Source organism: Ruegeria sp. HKCCD6428 (assembly GCF_013110595.1).
GTDB lineage: Bacteria > Pseudomonadota > Alphaproteobacteria > Rhodobacterales > Rhodobacteraceae > Ruegeria.
Genome location: NZ_WVQX01000003.1, coordinates 321,591 through 338,052 on the forward strand (window position 1 = coordinate 321,591; position 16,462 = coordinate 338,052).

Here is a 16,462-nt window from a genome sequence, read left to right on the forward strand (position 1 = left end):
AATCCTCCAATTTTGAAACAAACTGACGGATTCGCGGCGCAACCGCCTCTCTGATTGCGATATGTGCTTGCAATAAGCGACACGGGTCATTCCAAATAATTTTGTCCCTGCGTAACGAAAAGACGCCGGGTCATTGTCACCTGTGTGACCTACTTCACAGCCAGGCAAGTGCATACATCTGCAACAGATAAACGCAGGGTTGTTTCAAAAGGCACTCACTCATGCACCACAAAACAGAGATGCTGATCGTCGGCGCCGGGTTTGCCGGGCTGACGATGGCGCTTGAGGCACGCAAGCGCGGCATCAAGGATATCGCGATTTTGGAAAAGGCCGATGATATCGGGGGGACATGGCGCGAAAATACCTATCCCGGTGTCGCCTGTGATGTGCCGTCGCATCTGTATTCCATGGCGACCCATCTCAACCCGCATTGGAGCCGCGCCTATGCCGGTGGCGCGGAAATTCAAGCTTATCTGCAAAATGTCGCGCGTCAGGAAGGGTTGTATGACCTGTGCCATTTCGGGCAGGAGCTGAAATCGGCCAGGTGGGATGGAACGCGATGGCAAGTTGAAACGATGGATGGCCAGTACTGGTCGGCGCGGTTTCTGGTCTCGGCCATTGGTGCACTTCATTATCCCAGCATCCCGGATATCCCCGGCGCCGACAGTTTTTCGGGGCCCAGTTTCCACTCGGCCGAATGGAATCACGATGTCGATCTGACCGGCAAGCGCGTGGCGGTCGTTGGAACCGGCGCATCCGCCGTTCAGTTTGTACCCGAGATCGCCAAGATTGCAGACCACGTCACGATCTTTCAGCGCAGTGCGCCTTACGTGATGCCGCGCCCGGACGGTCCGATTGCGCCCTGGGTGCGCAGCCTTTACGCTTGGCTTCCCATTTTGCCCCGCATTCGGCGCAAGCTGATATTCATGATCTTCGAATTTCGCCACCGCGTGTTTCGTGGTGAGGAACGCGCGGTGAATTTTGCCTTGAACATGTGGCGAAAGGCATTGGAGCGCGCCATCACCGATCCGGCCGAACGGCGGATTCTGACCCCCGACTACCGGATCGGCTGCAAACGTATCCTGAGTTCGAACGATTGGTACCCGACCCTGGCCCGCGACAATGTCAGCGTTGTTCCGAAGGGCGTCGCTCGAATCGAAGGTGACACGGTCATCGCGGCGGATGGCACCCGGACCAAGGCGGATGTTTTGATCTGGGGCACCGGGTTTCACGTAACCGACGTTGTCGAGCGTCTCGACATTACCGGTACGGACGGGCTGACGCTGCGCTCTGCCTGGTCGGATGGCATGTGCGCGCATCTGGGTACCGCAGTTGCGGGTTTTCCAAATTTCTTCCTGCTTCTGGGGCCGCATACCGGGCTGGGGCACAACTCGGTCGTGCTGATGATCGAGGCCCAGGTTGGCCATATCGGCCGGGTCCTGAGCGAGATGCAGCGCGAAGGGTTGTCCGCAATCACTCCTGACGCCGCAAAACAGGCGGCGTTCACGCGGGAAATGCACAGCCGCCACGCGGACGGCGTCTGGCAGGCCGGGGGTTGTACATCCTGGTATATGGATGCGGAAGGCCGAAACACGACCTTGTGGCCCGGCACCGTTGCCGAGTTTCAGAAACGCATGGCACAATCAGGGTTGGAGCAATACAGACCCGCCGCCCTTGGCAATGGAGAAAACTGAATGACAACCGTTCTGATCGTAATCGCCGTTTTTGTCGCCTTCCTGTTTGTCATGAACCTGTGGACACGGAAGATTACCCGCCGCGGTCTTGAAACCGTGCCGCAGCTGGGTCAGATCACACCCGTTCATGGCGGCAGCATCCACTATGTGGAAAAGGGAAACCCCGAGGCGCAGACAATCGTCATGATCCACGGCCTGGCTGGGCAGTTGCAGCACTTTACCTATGCGCTGGTGGATCTTCTGGCCGACGATTACCACGTTATCGCGCTGGACCGGCCGGGATGCGGGTATTCAACGCGCGATACGGCCGAGCTGGCGCAATTGCCCCACCAGGCAGGCATGATTGCCGAGTTTCTGGACAAAAAAGGCGTGGACCGCGCCGTTCTGGTCGGCCATTCACTGGGGGGCGCGGTTTCACTGGCGATGGCACTGGACCACCCGGCCCGGGTCGCCGGTCTGGCGCTGCTGGCGCCGCTGACGCATAAACTGCCCGAAACCCCGGCGATCTTCAAACCGCTTGAGATCCGCTCCGAATGGATGCGCAGCCTGATCGGCAACACGCTCGCCGTTCCCCTTGCGTCCAAAACCGCGCCGCACACGTTAAGTGCCGCGTTTGACCCGGAAACCCCGCCTGATGACTTTCTGGACCGGGCAGGTGGCGCGCTTGGCCTGCGACCTTCCGCCTTTGTCACGGCCTCTCAGGACGTCGCCGGCGTCGATGCCAGTATCAACGCGCAGGTCGCGCGCTATCCGAATCTGACCGTCCCAGGGGGCATCTTGTATGGCCGCCAGGACGCGATACTGTCGCCGCCGCTGCACGGGCCGACAATGACCGAATTCGGGCTGAGTTACGAAGAGCTGGACGGGTTCGGCCACATGATTCCGATCACAGAGCCCGAAATCTGCGCCGCCTTCATCCGCAGGATGACCGAAGCGGCCACATCCCCCCTGACTTCCTTGCAGGACAAGCCATCAGAGCAGGCGTGAAAGAAATCTTGAGGTTGGTTGATTTCCCTCTTGACCCTCCCGGGCCCCTCGCTTAAATCGCCTCTCACTCAAGGCGGAGTAGCTCAGTTGGTTAGAGCAGCGGAATCATAATCCGCGTGTCGGGGGTTCAAGTCCCTCCTCCGCTACCAAATCTCTCAAGTCCAACATCTGATTTCAGAAGCAATTCATGTTCTGTCTTTAGGTTGCCCTGCCATCATTACCACCACTTGGCTTTTCAAAACCAATTGGAAGGAAAAATGATTCAAAATGGATCACTTAAGGAATCCAGTAGCGTAGTGCTCGGTGTGGATTATCAAGCTGCTGGTTTGACGGTAGCGCTGGACAACGCGATTTTCCTCGACAACTGCAAGCTACAAGACGTACACCTCCAAGCTTTAGAGGCCTCGGACGGTATAGAAAAAGCGTTGTACAGATCCACGGACGTGCTCCTCGACCAGATCTGATCTCTCGATCTGGCAATCTATTGGACAATGACAACTGGTGAACGTCCACAACTGGTGAAGAACGGATAGAAGAAAGAGCCGGGACAGAGCCAAGGATAACTCGCGGCGATCTATGAATGAGCACAAGTTTTGTCGGCCCATTATCCATGCGGCAAGACTTTGTGAAGATTACCATTGCTGAGATTGACCCAGCCGCTGCGAAATTTCACTTTGTCGGCGTTTTCCCTTTTCACCCAGCGGAACTGAACGTCCGAACTGCGCCGTCTGCGACTTGCTGCGCGAGGATGGAAGAAAATGTCGCAAAGGCAGCTAGTGGCTCATCCCGCCTTGCACACAGCACTTCGGATGGGTGGGACGCCAACATAGCTTCTGTTTCCACAACGATGGTGATTGGCCTTCAGTCTTCGCAAGAGCAAGAAGACCCAGTGTTATTAGCGCAGGAAAATCCGAGGGGAAAAGAACCGTTCACGCGAGTGTCAACCGCTCTCTTCCTCGGATCCTCTTACTTGTAGTCTTCAGTATCGTAGCAAGGTAACGGTTTCGTGGGCTCTTTGCCCCAACTAGTCACTCTCGTATTCGAGAAGATCTTCATAAGAGTAAACCGATGAGATTTCCCCTTCCAAACCCGGAACGAAACTAGGGTCTTTTGGCAAACACCCGATATCGCAGATTTGTCTCACTTCCATTCGCTCCGTATCGACGTACCACAAACGTCCACCCGGAGTTGACACAAAGCCGTCGATGCCCTCGTCTTCATCGGCCTCAATGTCTGCAACGCTTGGAACTTCCGAACTATATTCCGGGTCGAACCTCCCGTGCGTGTGGTAAGATAAAACAAGCACCAAACCATTTTCTGCTTGATTCCAAACGCAGCTTTTGTTGTCGCCACGTTGAGCAGGAGTAGCAACAAGTTTCCCGGCTGGGTCATATGCAAGGTAGCCGCAATACTCTGTGTCATTGTTGAAAGAAATACCCTGTAGGCTAGACAGTGTCGCTTTCGCTACGCTGATTTCTTCCTGTGATTGGGCCAGGGTGGCCGCGGGTGGCCAGAGTATCAAGACAACTAAAGTATAGCGAAGGGGGCGTGCGGCTTCACACTTGCCTACTGCGAGACCAAGTTGACGAGCCGTAAAAAGAAGGCAAAGTCCTGACAACGCAATAATGCTAAACTCAATCATGTTTTGCTCCTTATTATGAACTTATTAAAGCAGCGCTAACGCTGTAGGGATAGCCTGAAGAAAGGTGCCGACTGCGACCAAGGCAATCCATCCATCGCTGTTGCAAACTCCTGGACGTCCTTTTGTGCCTTCCCTGTGTTTTCCAGTCCGCCTTATCGTTCGACACTAATCTATCTGCGTTGTCTTCGGTCGCTTGGGCCGCTGCGTGTACAGCGAATAAGCCGCTCTACCTGCCGCTATCAACGTTACCGTGGAACCAAACAACGTTAACAACTGCGACCTGTTTCAACCATGAATCTCAAGCCGTTCCGCTCCGTTAGTCTTTTCGAAAGAACCGGTGCAGCAGCATAGGCAAACAACACCCAACACAACCAATTGCTCGCAACCTGTGCGTTTCAGGGACAGCCGAACAAAAAACCGCGATGAAGGCGAATGCGAGCAGACAAACAAACGCGGCCACCCAAAAAACATCAAGTAAATCCTGCATCTAAGTTGCTCCAATTCTTTGCAAACGGAAGTACTATTCCAATGATCCGGTCTGTCGTGCTGCGCAAAGTGTTTGCAAGATTGATCCGATCGGCCAGCAGCGGCGTACACCTGTCACCCCGAACACTTGCCCCGCGCTTGCTCCTATCCCTCAGCAGCGCGGGTTTTTTCTTGCCTGCGGCGCTACGACACTGGGCCGGTTCAGACCACAACGCTACGTCCGTTTTACTACCACCCTTCGGGGGGCCCGCGTTGCTCTTGTCCCCTCTAGCTTGCTTGCAGCGCGGGTCTATTTCAGGCGTGATGTGAACTTGAAATATTGAATTGATTAGACAGCCAGCCTGTCGCTTAGGCCCTCTCCATTAATCACCAAGGTCTCTCTCGCCCAAAATATCTGGGTCTGGTATACCTCCGGCGTGACCCAGATTTTCTCGATTTCGGTTAAGCAGTCTCCAAATCTCTTGGCCGGTGTTCGGTTCAAAGCGAAAGACCCCAGTTTTGAATAGCAGAATTACGCAGTTCATCCTTTGGCAAACCACCAGCACACAAGGAAATCACATCAAACTCACGGTCGCCAAATACCCGAAGTCAAATCACTCGTCATTGCCTGTGCTGGACCTAGTAAGCAGGCGTTCTCGGATGGTGCGCCAAGAGTCTGGAACAAGAAACGCAGTTCCGTTGGGAGTTAAATTGTAAATCCGGTACATTAACGCCCTGGGATTCCCTACTGATTTGCGAGCGACTAAATCGAATGCAGCTGGTTCATTGAGCGCTACGCCCTCGTCACCAACGTGAGGCACAGTCAAGAAGTTGTGCGCAATTTCGTGGGAAACTAAGGTGCCGAACGAATTGTCCATTGGAGGGTCCACATTCAGAGTAACACCCGCGATGCTCCCGTTCGGTCCAGATTGGGCACTTCCGCCAAGCGGCATTTCTCCGGGTTGCTGAGTGCGTATTGTCAGGACATGCTCGGCCCGATCCGGCCTGCCAGCAGCAGACTGCTCCTGGTTGAATTCGGCCAGGCGCTGCGCAACGGGAGTCCGATCAGGCCACGCGAAATCAATTGGTATCGGCTCAATTCGGTAGCGCAGCCCGGCTTCCTGATCCCCATCCAGAGGCGCCAAACCTGATCGAATAGGAAAAATTCGAGACAAGTCCTCCAGAGCCTGAAATAGAATTTCCCATTTCTCTGCAGGAAAGGGAAAGATCTCAACGACAACAAGAATTCGCAGATCCTTCGTCGGATGAAACTGTGGTTGCCCAAGAGACTTTTCGCCGACAAGAGTATCGTTGCGATAAAGCCGTGCAGTAAAACGATACCGTCCAGGCTTTGAGATTTCCCGACCGCGGATATAGAAGTTGATATTGTCGTCTTCGGAGAAACTCTTGGTATCATTTGAGAATACGCCATCACCAATATCACCTGGAATAACTGTTGTCCCAGATGGGCCGGAAATCTCAAGTTCGGCATAATCAATCCGGGCTGGATTGAAGGGCAACGAATGGATTGGAAGGGAATTCAGATCAAATCCGAGGACTTTAGACGAATAGTCAGAATCCGCGTCATCCAAAAGTTCTGATGCCATAACAACTACGGGTGGGCGGCGACCAACAAATATTCTTGCAAGAGTATCTTTACCCGCGACAAGCTCGTAACCGGGGATGCCTTGAGTCACCTCAGAACCGAAATCTGACATATCCGCCGGAACTTGCGGCAATGGGGGCCCGCTCTCTTCACACGCCTTAAGAGCCCCCCTTTTTCGCTGAAGCAGTGACAGCGACTGCTTTCTAAATCGAAAAAGCGCAGACTTTTGTATTGGGTCAACAGTGTTTTGAATCTGAATATCGAGAAGTTCAATACTTTGCTCAAGCGTCTCAATTTCATCCCGAATACTTTGACAATGCGCAGACATGCGGCCACCTGAGGAGGTTAGTATTGAGTAGAACTTGTTCAGAAAATTACTCTAGCACGAAAACCAAAAAAGAGACGAATCTTGTTGGTCGTGAAATGTACTTGCAGGTATAATTCGTTTGTTTGGCAAGCTTAACGCAATGAAAAATAGCCAAAACGAAAACTTCCCGAAAGACAGGCCTTTGTAGCAGGCACAACGCGTGGAGCGTGACAGGGGTATTTTCTGTACGATCCGGATCCAAGGAGCAGGCATTAGAGGCAGGCTTTTGCTGCGGTTTCAAACTGTTTGCGGTTTTTCGAGCCAGAGAAACGAAAATCCGTTTAACTCCAGATTTGAATTTACTTCAAACACCTAAAAAATGATTGTTGAATCCTCCACTACGCCGCTTGAGCAGCTTGGTGGCTTCTGCTGCTGCGAATTCAAACTCCTTCCCGACCGGCTTGCCAGATGCGTTGAGTTCGCGACGTTCTCGATTGCAGGCGCGGATGAACCCATCGATGCAGGTTGGCTTTGACAACTCTTTTCCTCGTTCCCCTGGCAGGGCGCGCCCGATCTTGTCGATGCAAACCTTCCCATTGTTTTTGCAGGAGCCACTCTCTTCGGTCGTCGAGCAACGGATAGCCGCCATCGTCAGGATCTGTTTGTCCAAGGTCTGATTTGAAACTGCGCGTTTCAGCCGTTCGATTTCATTCTGAAGCGGCTCCGGTTCCTTCTATTGATCAACACCCATTCCACCGTTCTTGTTACTTCAGGGGTGGTGGGGCTGTTAAGCGCCGACTATCTGCCTGATTGCATCAAGACGGGACATGCCATGCCCCAGATTCCTCAATACTCCCATGGACCAGATCAGTTGGGTAGGCTCAGTCAACTACGACAGACTCTTGCAAACCACGGTCTTTTAGAAAATTTTTGATTGGAACAGGTTTGCCCAAAAAGTGGCCGGTCGGCGTTTGTGCAGCGTCTCTAAGAAATAAGATGTCTTTTCCAAGCAACGCGTTGTGCGTTACGAATAGACATGAACGGGAACCGCAGACTTTCCGCAGTACTCTCGGCCGATGTAGTAAACTACTCGGGCCAGATAAAGGCGGATGAGAACAGGACTCTCAGCGAACTCCGTGTCCTGCGTCGAGAGTTGTTCGATCCATTGGTTAGCGATCATCGCGGCAATATCGTAAAGAGAATGGGCGATGGATGGCTGGTCGAGTTCAGCGCGGTCTCGGACGCAGTGCGGTGCGCCCTCGATCTTCAAAGCCAAGTGTCAGCCCAGTCCTCGCTTAAACTGCGCGTGGGCGTTCATCTGGGAGATGTCGTATTTGACGAAGATGACATCTTCGGCGATGGGATCAATATAGCCTCGCGGCTACAAGAGGCTTCCGACGAAGAGGCTGTGTTGATTTCCGATGTCGTCCATCGCAGCCTTGATGAGAGGCTCGCCGAGCAATTTCACCGCGCTGGCGAACGGCAGTTCAAGAATGCCCTGTCACCTGTCGAAGTATTCCAATGGTCGCCACCCGGTTCCGCACCACCGCGAGTGACTCCAGCCAGTCACTCGAAGTCATTGCTGATCGGCGTTCTACCCTTTGACAATCTTTCTTCTGACCCCGATCAGGAATTCTTTGCCGATGGCATTACCGAAGAGATAATTACCACTCTGTCAAAACTCCCGAACTTACTGGTCGTCGCGCGCAACTCTACGTTCGTCTACAAGGGGCGTTCGGTAGACGTGAAACAAGTTGGACTGGAGCAGGGCGTCGATCTTGTTCTCGAGGGAAGTGTCCGCCAAAGCAGTAGCCGTGTGCGAATTACCGCGCAGCTCATCGATGCGAAGTCCGGAATGCACATTTGGGCAGACCGGTTTGATCGCCTGATAGAAGACGTATTCGAGGTTCAGGATGAAATTGCCCTGAGAATTGCGACTGAACTTCAAGTCGAATTACTGGCGGGCGAGATGGCCCGTTTCAGAGGTTCGGGGACGAAAAATCTGGATGCATGGACTGCTCAGCTGCAAGCTGTGGAAGCCTCGCGCAGAATAACTAAGGAAGCACAGGCTGACGCTCGTCGGTTTGCTCGACAGGCAATTTCCCTGGATCCTGGCTACTCCGCGCCATATTGCACTTTGGGGTTCATTTGTACTGTCGAAGCAAGGCACGGTTTTGTAGCAGACCGAAATGCGGCGCTGGCAGAGGCCCGCGACTGCGCACGACGTGCTCTGGAGATAGACAGCTACAACCCAGAGGCTCACGCAATTGCGGGTTTCGCGGATGCAATCGACGGTAAACTGGAATCTGCTATCGGGAAGTTCAACAAGGCACTGCAGCTAAATCCAAACCACGCTGATGTGGCTGCAAGGCTGTCGATTACATTGGCATTCAATGGGCAGGCAAAAGAAGCGATCCGCGTGGCGCGGCAAGCCATTACTCTCAACCCTCACTATCCCGGCTGGTATGCTGGCGTTCTGGGTTTGGCACTTCGGCTCGACGGTCAATACGAGGAAGCCAAGAAGGCATTCACCGAATATGGTCAAAGAGTTGAAGGCTTTGGGCATCTCGACCTCGTTATCGTACATATGGAAACGGGTAACGTTGAGGCCGCTCGCGATGAGGCGCGGAATGTGATGAAATACCGCCCTCAGTTTTCCATATCGGACTGGGCAAAAACTCAGCTTTTCTCTGATGCAGAACGATTGGAGAAAGACTGCGCGTCTTTGCGTTTGGCCGGCTTGCCCGAATAAGTGCCGCGCGGATTTCCGGTAAAGCGATTTTTCCTGGAAAGTGACACCCAACGCATCGGCTATGGGTTCGAAGCTAAAGCCCGACAAATATGACCGATCTTCCGCTCTGGGGAAAACCTGCATTCCAGTGTTTTACGCAATTGCCTGCTTTATGCGCTTTGCGATGGCAGCTAACAAAATAACAGGGCAGATAAACTGCTGCACGACGACTTCTTCGCCGAACAAAGTTTGACAAATGATAACCTATGGAATGCGTTCAGAATTATACGCATAAGCATGCTCATCGGTTCCGCTCGTAGATCAGGCTTCAAGCTAGGACCTCCCTAGCTGAAAATGCTGTCGCCTTGCTCATCAATGACCTGTTTCGCCTTTGCTATACTAAAGCTTTCGGCCTGATCCCGAGTGTCGAAGACATCCGCCCTGATCACCGTATGTGTCTTTCGATCTCCGTCGATGGTCTTTTCGATACGGGCCATCAGGCGAAATTTGCTGCCCTCGGCCATCAGGTCGGGGAATATCTCGAACCCTTTGTAAGTAACCGGATCCGGCTTGGACTTCTCAACGCCGCCGAAGAGTTTTGAGAAGAGGGACATCGGGTGGCTCCTTTCAGCGTTGTTCAGGGCAGAGACTAGCGCCGCTCAAGGCCGGAGTGAAGGGCGTTGCGCGGTCAGGTCACAGGATCCAGGGTTCGGAAGCGCGCACCGTTCAGAGTCACAATGCCCCCAAAAAAAGCGGCGAAGGATCCGCCCTTGAAAAAGCAACGGCAAACACCGCGCTTGCGTTTCAACAAACCAGCCTACATGTCAGTTTCCCCGATTTACCGATTTGACCTCTCTGAGATGGCATCCGAGCATTAGGAGGCTTGGCCATAGCAAATAGGTCTGAATCTCAACGTTTTCTCCAAAAGTATGGAGGACAATGGTAAGCAGTAGTCCCAGCGGAAGCTTGCCACGTTCACACTTTATTGCGTCCAGCGTGACGACCCAGAAATGAACTGACAAAGGCACAAGGAACGCTGTAAATCCCGTCAGCCCTTTGACGAATAACAGCCCATACCAAGTGTGGTGACTGCCGATCGGCATGTATTCAACAAGATGCGCTCCGGGTCTGACTGTGCCATGCCCGAAAACCATTGCATCCGATTGCCACCGTTCATAGGCAATGCGCTGCAGAGTTTCGCGCACGCGGGTACTGAGCCTCCCCAACTGAACGGGTCCACCGTTATGTTTAGGAAACGGAGGACTGAGAATGGCAAACAAGCGACCGAAGCGTGCTTCTTCTGGGCGAAGTCATCGACCGTTGCAGGTGCCTTTCCGTTGCTCAAGTGGTCTTTCTTCCACCGTTCAAAAAGGCTGGTGAGTGTAGGGCCTTCGATTGCCACTTTTGGCGAGGCTGTGGGTTCCCACTCAGGGAAGCGCGTAGCCTGAGGGTCTGGGGTGAAATCGCCTTCCGCTCTCTTCAACTGCTGGCTAGCCGCCTGCGTCCAAGACCGGTGAACTTCACGTAGCAATCGCGCACGCGTCGGTTCGTCTATAGCAATACCTTCTTCCGCCAGTATCTCGTCAGCGACCACACCGTACCATTTTTCCATACCGCCTTCGACAGCTTCCGCCTGTTGGCTCAGGCGCAAAACCTGTTCCCATATCGCAGGTTCACCCGGTTCATTTTCTAGCATTTCCATCAGGTGGAAATACACGCGACCAGACAGAGCAACGATCTTTTTTTAAGGGAGAGGTTCAGGCTTTGCCCTAAAGGACGCCCATCGCTTTTGAATTTTCCTGTATTCAGCCGCAAATCTCTCTTTGGCCTCTGATGGGTCTCTGGTGCGTAGTGACTTTGACACCTCGGCACGGCCAACGATTCCTTTCAGGTCCGCCGGAACGCGCACCCTCACGTAGTAGATTCCGCTTTTTTTGTCTTTGACTGGTGTAGGCATGGCAAGGGTCACTGTGTAGGGCTCCTGTGTAGGAGTCTGCAAGTGCAAGCCGTTGGTTTGGCGTAAGTTTTTGATGAATATGAGGAAATCATGGTGCTGCTGGAGAGAATTGAACTCTCGACCTCTCCCTTACCAAGGGAGTGCTCTACCTCTGAGCTACAGCAGCGCTGTGGGCGGGTGATTAGACTCAAACGAAACGCGGCGCAAGGGTGTCTGGACGGTTTTTTTCACCTCCTGTAGAGAAAGATCATGACGAATAAAAATTCACCCAAAAAACAAGGCAAATCCGGGGATGCGCGCGAAGAGCGGCTGAAAGCGGCGCTGAAGGCCAATATGGCCCGGCGCAAGGCGCAGGCCAAGGCGCGGGCGACCTCTGGGGACAAGGCCGACAAAGACAAGGGATAAGAGCAGATGGATTCGATTCTGGTGACGGGCAACGGCCCGCTGAATGGTCAGATACCGATTGCGGGGGCCAAAAACGCGTGTCTGACGCTGATGCCTGCAACCTTGCTGAGCGAAGAACCGCTGACGCTGACCAACGCACCACGTCTCAGCGACATCAAGACCATGACCGCTTTGCTGCAATCGCTGGGGGCCGAGGTGTCGTCGCTGCAAGATGGTCAGGTGATCGCGATGTCGAGCCACAGTCTGACCAGCCAAACGGCGGATTATGACATCGTGCGCAAGATGCGTGCCTCGAATCTGGTGCTGGGTCCCTTGCTGGCGCGGTTCGGGCAGGCGGTTGTTTCTCTGCCCGGTGGCTGCGCGATTGGTGCCCGTCCAATGGACTTGCATGTGGAAGGGCTCGAGGCGCTGGGCGCCGAGATCGAGCTGAAGGACGGCTATCTGCACGCCAAGGCTCCGGGCGGCCTGAAAGGGGCGGTGCACGAGATGCGCTTTGCCTCGGTCGGAGCCACCGAAAACATCGTCATGGCGGCGACGCTGGCAAAGGGCACCACGGTGCTCAAGAACGCCGCGCGCGAGCCCGAGATCGTCGATCTGGTCGAATGCCTGCGCAAGATGGGTGCGCAGATTTCGGGCGAGGGCAGCTCAACCATAGAAATTCAGGGTGTCGACCGGCTGCACGGTGCCACCCATCAGGTTGTCACCGACCGGATCGAACTGGGCACCTATATGCTGGCCCCGGCGATTTGCGGCGGCGAGGTCGAACTGCTGGGCGGGCGCATGGCGCTGGTTGAATCCTTCGCGGCCAAGCTTGACGCGGCGGGGGTCAGTGTCACCGAAACCCAAAACGGCTTGAAAGTGGCGCGCAAGAACGGCCGTGTGCAGGCTGTGGATGTGGTGACCGAACCCTTCCCGGGCTTCCCGACCGACCTTCAGGCGCAGATGATGGCGCTGATGTGCACGGCCGAAGGCACCTCGGTTCTGGAAGAGCGTATTTTCGAAAACCGTTTCATGCATGCCCCGGAACTTGTGCGCATGGGTGCGAATATCGAGGTGCACGGCGGCACCGCCACCGTCACGGGTGTCGAAACCCTGAAAGGCGCCCCAGTGATGGCGACGGATCTGCGGGCTTCGGTGTCGCTGATCCTTGCCGGATTGGCGGCAGAAGGTGAGACAACGGTAAGCCGGGTCTATCATTTGGACCGCGGATATGAACATGTAGTGCGCAAGCTGGAAGGCGTGGGCGCAAAAATCGAACGGATCAAGGGCGAATGACGGACGCAAGTTTTGAAGACGGGCGCGAAGCCCCGCTGAATCTGGGGGCTGAGGATGCAGAAGATCTGAAGGTGATCTCGACCCTCGTGCAGGATGCGGTTTTTCCCGTGACCGAGATGAAATGGCAACCGTCGCACCGCCGCTTTGGCCTGTTGCTGAACCGCTTTCGCTGGGAAGACAAGGATGCCGCCGCCCGCCGTGACCGCCCGTTTGAACGGGTGCAGTCGGTGCTGGTCTTCGATTCCGTTCTGTCCGTGGCCAGCCAGGGCATTGATCGCAGTGAGAAGGACATGGTCATGTCACTGCTGTCCGTCGAATTCGAACCCGGCGAGGATGGCGCGGGCCAGGTCTTGCTGACCCTGGCGGGAGACGGCGCGATCCGCCTGAAGGTCGAGGCGTTGGATGCCGCGCTCAGGGACGTCACGCGCCCATATCGGGCCCCATCCGGCCGGGCGCCGCAGCACCCCGAATAGATGCAGAACAAGCGCGGCATTTCTCAGGCGTTTTCAAATGTGCCCGAGGGTATTGCCCTGCGTCCGGCGACGGTGTTCGATGTGTTCGACATCAGCCGAGTGCTGATCCGGTCGATCACGCAGCTTTGTGTGGCCGATCACAACAACGATCCCGACCATCTGGAACAATGGACCGCCAACAAGGACCCGGCGACCATCCGGGGCTGGTTCAAGCCGGGATCACAGATCTGGCTGGCCCAGCGTGAAGGGCAGGTGGCCGCAGTTGGTGGGTTGTTCGAAACCGGCAAGATCACCTTGCTCTATGTTGACCCGGATCACGTCGGCAGTGGGGTGGGGGCCGCGTTGCTAAAGCGGCTGGAACGGCAGCTGGCCGCGTGCGGCTGTACCGAGGTGCATCTGGACGGCACGAAGACCGCACGGGAATTCTATCTGCGCCACGGCTGGCAGGTCACCGGGCAATGCAGTGACCGTCAGGACCTGTCCTGCTTTGCCATGCGCAAATCGCTGCACCCCCAGGGCTGAGGGTTGAGGCCGCGCCCCGTGGGCGATATGTCCCGTGGCGCAACGCCCGGAGTGCCAGACCATGCCCGTTTTCCTTGACGCCACATCGCCCGATTTCGAAGCCGCCTTCCAAACCCTGCTGTCTGCCAAGCGCGAGGACAGCCCGGATGTGGACGCGGTTGTGGCGCAGATCATCGACGATGTCCGCAACCGGGGCGACGCGGCGGTTATTGAACTGACCGCGAAATTCGACCGGCTGGAGCTGACACCCGAAACGCTGGCCTTCAGCGCGCAGGAGATCGCAGACGCGGTGGCGCAAGTCGGGGCCGAAGACCGGGCGGCGCTGGAACTGGCCGCCGCCCGCATCCGGGCCTATCACGAACGTCAGATGCCCAGCGACCAAAGCTGGACGGATGAGGCCGGGGCCACACTGGGCTGGCGCTGGTCAGCCGTTTCAGCCGCCGGGTTGTATGTGCCCGGCGGGCTGGCTTCATACCCGTCTTCGGTTCTGATGAACGCCATCCCGGCCAAGGTGGCGGGGGTCGAACGGCTGGCCATCGTTGTGCCCACGCCGGACGGGCAGGTGAATCCACTGGTTCTGCTGGCCGCGCAACTGTCGGGCGTGGACGAGGTCTATCGCATCGGCGGCGCGCAGGCCGTGGCGGCGCTGGCCTATGGCACCGACACTATCGCGCCGGTCGACAAGATCACGGGCCCGGGCAACGCCTTTGTCGCGGCGGCCAAACGCCGTGTCTTTGGCAAGGTCGGCATCGACATGATTGCGGGCCCCTCGGAAATCCTGGTCATCGCTGACAAGGACAACGATCCCGACTGGATCGCGCTGGACCTGCTCAGCCAGGCCGAACACGACGAAAGCGCGCAGTCGATCCTGATCACGGATGATGCCGCTTTTGGCCAAAGCGTCGCGAAGGCGGTCGAAAAACGCCTCGAAACCCTGCAGCGCCGCGCCATCGCCGGGGCCAGCTGGCGCGACTTCGGCGCCATCATCACCGTCCGTGATCTGGATCAGGCTGCAATCCTGTCGAACCGTATCGCCCCAGAACATCTGGAGCTTTGCGTCGCAGACCCGGTGGCGCTGAGCGAAAAAACCATCCACGCCGGGGCCATCTTTCTGGGCCAGTACACGCCCGAAGCCATCGGCGACTATGTCGGTGGACCCAACCACGTGCTTCCAACGGCCCGGTCCGCGCGGTTCTCGTCCGGGCTCAGCGTGATGGATTTTCTCAAACGCACCACGCTCAGCCAGATGACCCCCGAGGCCCTGCGCGCCATCGGGCCCGCCGCTGAACAGCTGGCGCAATCGGAAAGCCTCGAGGCGCACGGCCTGTCAGTCACGGCGCGTCTGAACCGCCTGAATGGCTGAAATGACGCAAAGACCGGACACATATGGCGCTTCTCTGCGTTGCCGACTGGATTCCGTTGATATAGGTCTGTGCTGACAAAAGGATTGTAGCCGTAAAGATGACCCGCATTTCGCATATCGAACTGGATGACCGAAACCTGCCGCCGCCGACCCCTGAGATCGAGCAGGAACGCAAGGTTGCCATCTATGATCTGCTGGAAGACAACAGCTTTTCGCTGCCCAATCGGGATGACCGCGTCATTCCTGATGGGCCTTATCACGTGCAGCTTTCGATCCGCGACAAACGGCTGGTCTTTGATATCGTGACGGAAGAGGATGAAAAAGCCGCCGAATTTCACCTGTCGCTCGGCCCGTTCCGACAGGTGGTCAAGGATTACTTCCAGATCTGCGAAAGCTATTTCGACGCGGTCAAATCGCTGCCTCCCAGCCAGATCGAGACCATAGACATGGCCCGCCGCGGCATCCACAACGAAGGCAGCCGCGTGCTGCAGGAACGGCTGGAGGGAAAGGCAGAAGTGGATACCGATACGGCCCGGCGCCTGTTCACGCTGATCTGCGTGCTGCATTTCGGGGGCTGACGGGTGAAGCCTCTGCCGCAGTCGGTCCTGTTCTGTTGCGACCACAACTCGGTTCGATCTCCGATGGCCGAGGGGCTGATGAAGAAGTTTTACGGCACGGGCACCTATGTGCAGTCCGCAGGCGTGCACAACGATCTGGAAATCGACGGGTTCTGCATCGCGGCCTGCCACGAGGTGGGTGTGGAACTGTCCCGTCACCGCTCGCGGTCCTTTGACGAGATGCAGGAATGGGGCGACGATCTAAGCTCGTTCGATCTGGTGGTGGCGCTTTCGCCCGCCAGTCAGCGCCGGGCGCTGGAACTGACCCGGGTTTTTCACCTCGATGTCGATTATTGGCCAATAATGGACCCTACCGGGTTGGGCGAGACCCGCGAAGAAAAGCTACATCACTACCGACAGACCCGCGATCAGATCATCAAACATCTGAAAGACCGCTGGGGCGAACCTACGGAGTGAC

The 16,462-nt window shown here is 56.0% G+C and carries 17 protein-coding genes and 2 tRNA genes; 12 read left to right on the forward strand and 7 right to left on the reverse strand.

Going from position 1 to position 16,462, the window contains the following annotated elements:
* Positions 1-221: 221 nt before the first annotated feature.
* The 4 genes from GS620_RS10280 to GS620_RS10295 all read left to right on the forward strand — a co-directional run bounded on the left by GS620_RS10280 (position 222) and on the right by GS620_RS10295 (position 3,145).
* Positions 222-1,694 (forward strand): NAD(P)/FAD-dependent oxidoreductase, encoded by a 1,473-nt coding sequence (locus GS620_RS10280; RefSeq protein WP_171615650.1) that lies wholly within the window; start codon positions 222-224, stop codon positions 1,692-1,694.
* Positions 1,695-2,681, forward strand: coding sequence for an alpha/beta fold hydrolase (locus GS620_RS10285; RefSeq protein ID WP_171615651.1), 987 nt, complete (start codon positions 1,695-1,697; stop codon positions 2,679-2,681).
* Positions 2,682-2,753: 72 nt separating this feature from the next.
* Positions 2,754-2,830, forward strand: a tRNA-Met gene (locus GS620_RS10290).
* Positions 2,831-2,938: 108 nt separating this feature from the next.
* Positions 2,939-3,145 carry a hypothetical protein gene (locus tag GS620_RS10295; protein WP_171615653.1) on the forward strand — a complete coding sequence of 69 codons (207 nt, stop codon included), beginning with the start codon at positions 2,939-2,941 and terminating at the stop codon, positions 3,143-3,145.
* A 560-nt stretch (positions 3,146-3,705) separates the two neighbouring features.
* Here GS620_RS10295 and GS620_RS10300 read toward each other — a convergent pair.
* The 3 genes from GS620_RS10300 to GS620_RS10310 form a co-directional block, all read right to left on the reverse strand.
* A complete protein-coding gene (locus GS620_RS10300; protein WP_171615655.1) occupies positions 3,706-4,323 on the reverse strand; it encodes a DUF4329 domain-containing protein in 618 nt (205 codons plus the stop codon).
* Positions 4,324-5,402: 1,079 nt separating this feature from the next.
* On the reverse strand, positions 5,403-6,722 hold the full coding sequence (locus GS620_RS10305; protein WP_171615657.1) for a hypothetical protein: 1,320 nt from the start codon (positions 6,720-6,722) through the stop codon (positions 5,403-5,405).
* 343 nt (positions 6,723-7,065) lie between these two features.
* Positions 7,066-7,371: a hypothetical protein gene (locus tag GS620_RS10310; protein WP_171615659.1), complete on the reverse strand. Its 306-nt coding sequence runs from the start codon at positions 7,369-7,371 to the stop codon at positions 7,066-7,068.
* 366 nt (positions 7,372-7,737) lie between these two features.
* Between GS620_RS10310 and GS620_RS10315 the strand changes: the two genes are divergently transcribed.
* Positions 7,738-9,453: an adenylate/guanylate cyclase domain-containing protein gene (locus GS620_RS10315; RefSeq protein WP_253283865.1), complete on the forward strand. Its 1,716-nt coding sequence runs from the start codon at positions 7,738-7,740 to the stop codon at positions 9,451-9,453.
* Positions 9,454-9,776: 323 nt separating this feature from the next.
* On the opposite strand, the gene GS620_RS10320 is transcribed toward GS620_RS10315, so the two are convergent.
* From GS620_RS10320 to GS620_RS10330, 4 genes are all read right to left on the reverse strand, one after another.
* On the reverse strand, positions 9,777-10,046 hold the full coding sequence (locus GS620_RS10320; RefSeq protein WP_171168764.1) for an HlyU family transcriptional regulator: 270 nt from the start codon (positions 10,044-10,046) through the stop codon (positions 9,777-9,779).
* Positions 10,047-10,480: 434 nt separating this feature from the next.
* Positions 10,481-11,149: a hypothetical protein gene (locus tag GS620_RS22285; RefSeq protein ID WP_171615661.1), complete on the reverse strand. Its 669-nt coding sequence runs from the start codon at positions 11,147-11,149 to the stop codon at positions 10,481-10,483.
* 27 nt (positions 11,150-11,176) lie between these two features.
* On the reverse strand, positions 11,177-11,389 hold the full coding sequence (locus GS620_RS22290) for a DUF6538 domain-containing protein (protein ID WP_371809799.1): 213 nt from the start codon (positions 11,387-11,389) through the stop codon (positions 11,177-11,179).
* 91 nt (positions 11,390-11,480) lie between these two features.
* Positions 11,481-11,555, reverse strand: a tRNA-Thr gene (locus tag GS620_RS10330).
* A gap of 83 nt (positions 11,556-11,638) precedes the next feature.
* Between GS620_RS10330 and GS620_RS10335 the strand changes: the two genes are divergently transcribed.
* The 7 genes from GS620_RS10335 to GS620_RS10365 all read left to right on the forward strand — a co-directional run bounded on the left by GS620_RS10335 (position 11,639) and on the right by GS620_RS10365 (position 16,461).
* Positions 11,639-11,794, forward strand: coding sequence for a hypothetical protein (locus GS620_RS10335; RefSeq protein WP_171118532.1), 156 nt, complete (start codon positions 11,639-11,641; stop codon positions 11,792-11,794).
* A 6-nt stretch (positions 11,795-11,800) separates the two neighbouring features.
* Complete coding sequence (gene murA, locus GS620_RS10340; RefSeq protein WP_152458871.1) at positions 11,801-13,069, forward strand: UDP-N-acetylglucosamine 1-carboxyvinyltransferase; 1,269 nt, start codon at positions 11,801-11,803, stop codon at positions 13,067-13,069.
* A complete protein-coding gene (locus GS620_RS10345) occupies positions 13,066-13,542 on the forward strand; it encodes a DUF2948 family protein (RefSeq protein ID WP_171206176.1) in 477 nt (158 codons plus the stop codon). The genes murA and GS620_RS10345 overlap by 4 nt, the downstream gene beginning before the upstream one ends.
* A complete protein-coding gene (locus GS620_RS10350) occupies positions 13,543-14,064 on the forward strand; it encodes a GNAT family N-acetyltransferase (RefSeq protein ID WP_171615663.1) in 522 nt (173 codons plus the stop codon).
* A 61-nt stretch (positions 14,065-14,125) separates the two neighbouring features.
* On the forward strand, positions 14,126-15,427 hold the full coding sequence (gene hisD / locus GS620_RS10355; RefSeq protein WP_171615665.1) for a histidinol dehydrogenase: 1,302 nt from the start codon (positions 14,126-14,128) through the stop codon (positions 15,425-15,427).
* A 98-nt stretch (positions 15,428-15,525) separates the two neighbouring features.
* On the forward strand, positions 15,526-16,005 hold the full coding sequence (locus GS620_RS10360) for a UPF0262 family protein (RefSeq protein WP_171615667.1): 480 nt from the start codon (positions 15,526-15,528) through the stop codon (positions 16,003-16,005).
* Between the two features lie 3 nt (positions 16,006-16,008).
* Positions 16,009-16,461 (forward strand): low molecular weight phosphatase family protein, encoded by a 453-nt coding sequence (locus GS620_RS10365; RefSeq protein ID WP_171118521.1) that lies wholly within the window; start codon positions 16,009-16,011, stop codon positions 16,459-16,461.
* Position 16,462: the final 1 nt, after the last annotated feature.

What these genes read in the sequence shown, in the direction of transcription:
- GS620_RS10295 (WP_171615653.1), top strand. Translation starts at nt 2,939, where the DNA reads ATGATTCAAAATGGATCACTTAAGGAATCCAGTAGCGTAGTGCTCGGT.
- hisD (WP_171615665.1), top strand. Translation starts at nt 14,126, where the DNA reads ATGCCCGTTTTCCTTGACGCCACATCGCCCGATTTCGAAGCCGCCTTC.
- GS620_RS10345 (WP_171206176.1), top strand. Translation starts at nt 13,066, where the DNA reads ATGACGGACGCAAGTTTTGAAGACGGGCGCGAAGCCCCGCTGAATCTG.
- GS620_RS10285 (WP_171615651.1), top strand. Translation starts at nt 1,695, where the DNA reads ATGACAACCGTTCTGATCGTAATCGCCGTTTTTGTCGCCTTCCTGTTT.
- GS620_RS10280 (WP_171615650.1), top strand. Translation starts at nt 222, where the DNA reads ATGCACCACAAAACAGAGATGCTGATCGTCGGCGCCGGGTTTGCCGGG.
- GS620_RS10335 (WP_171118532.1), top strand. Translation starts at nt 11,639, where the DNA reads ATGACGAATAAAAATTCACCCAAAAAACAAGGCAAATCCGGGGATGCG.
- GS620_RS10305 (WP_171615657.1), bottom strand. Translation starts at nt 6,722, where the DNA reads ATGTCTGCGCATTGTCAAAGTATTCGGGATGAAATTGAGACGCTTGAG.
- GS620_RS10320 (WP_171168764.1), bottom strand. Translation starts at nt 10,046, where the DNA reads ATGTCCCTCTTCTCAAAACTCTTCGGCGGCGTTGAGAAGTCCAAGCCG.
- murA (WP_152458871.1), top strand. Translation starts at nt 11,801, where the DNA reads ATGGATTCGATTCTGGTGACGGGCAACGGCCCGCTGAATGGTCAGATA.
- GS620_RS10300 (WP_171615655.1), bottom strand. Translation starts at nt 4,323, where the DNA reads ATGATTGAGTTTAGCATTATTGCGTTGTCAGGACTTTGCCTTCTTTTT.
- GS620_RS10315 (WP_253283865.1), top strand. Translation starts at nt 7,738, where the DNA reads ATGAACGGGAACCGCAGACTTTCCGCAGTACTCTCGGCCGATGTAGTA.
- GS620_RS10360 (WP_171615667.1), top strand. Translation starts at nt 15,526, where the DNA reads ATGACCCGCATTTCGCATATCGAACTGGATGACCGAAACCTGCCGCCG.
- GS620_RS10350 (WP_171615663.1), top strand. Translation starts at nt 13,543, where the DNA reads ATGCAGAACAAGCGCGGCATTTCTCAGGCGTTTTCAAATGTGCCCGAG.
- GS620_RS22290 (WP_371809799.1), bottom strand. Translation starts at nt 11,389, where the DNA reads ATGCCTACACCAGTCAAAGACAAAAAAAGCGGAATCTACTACGTGAGG.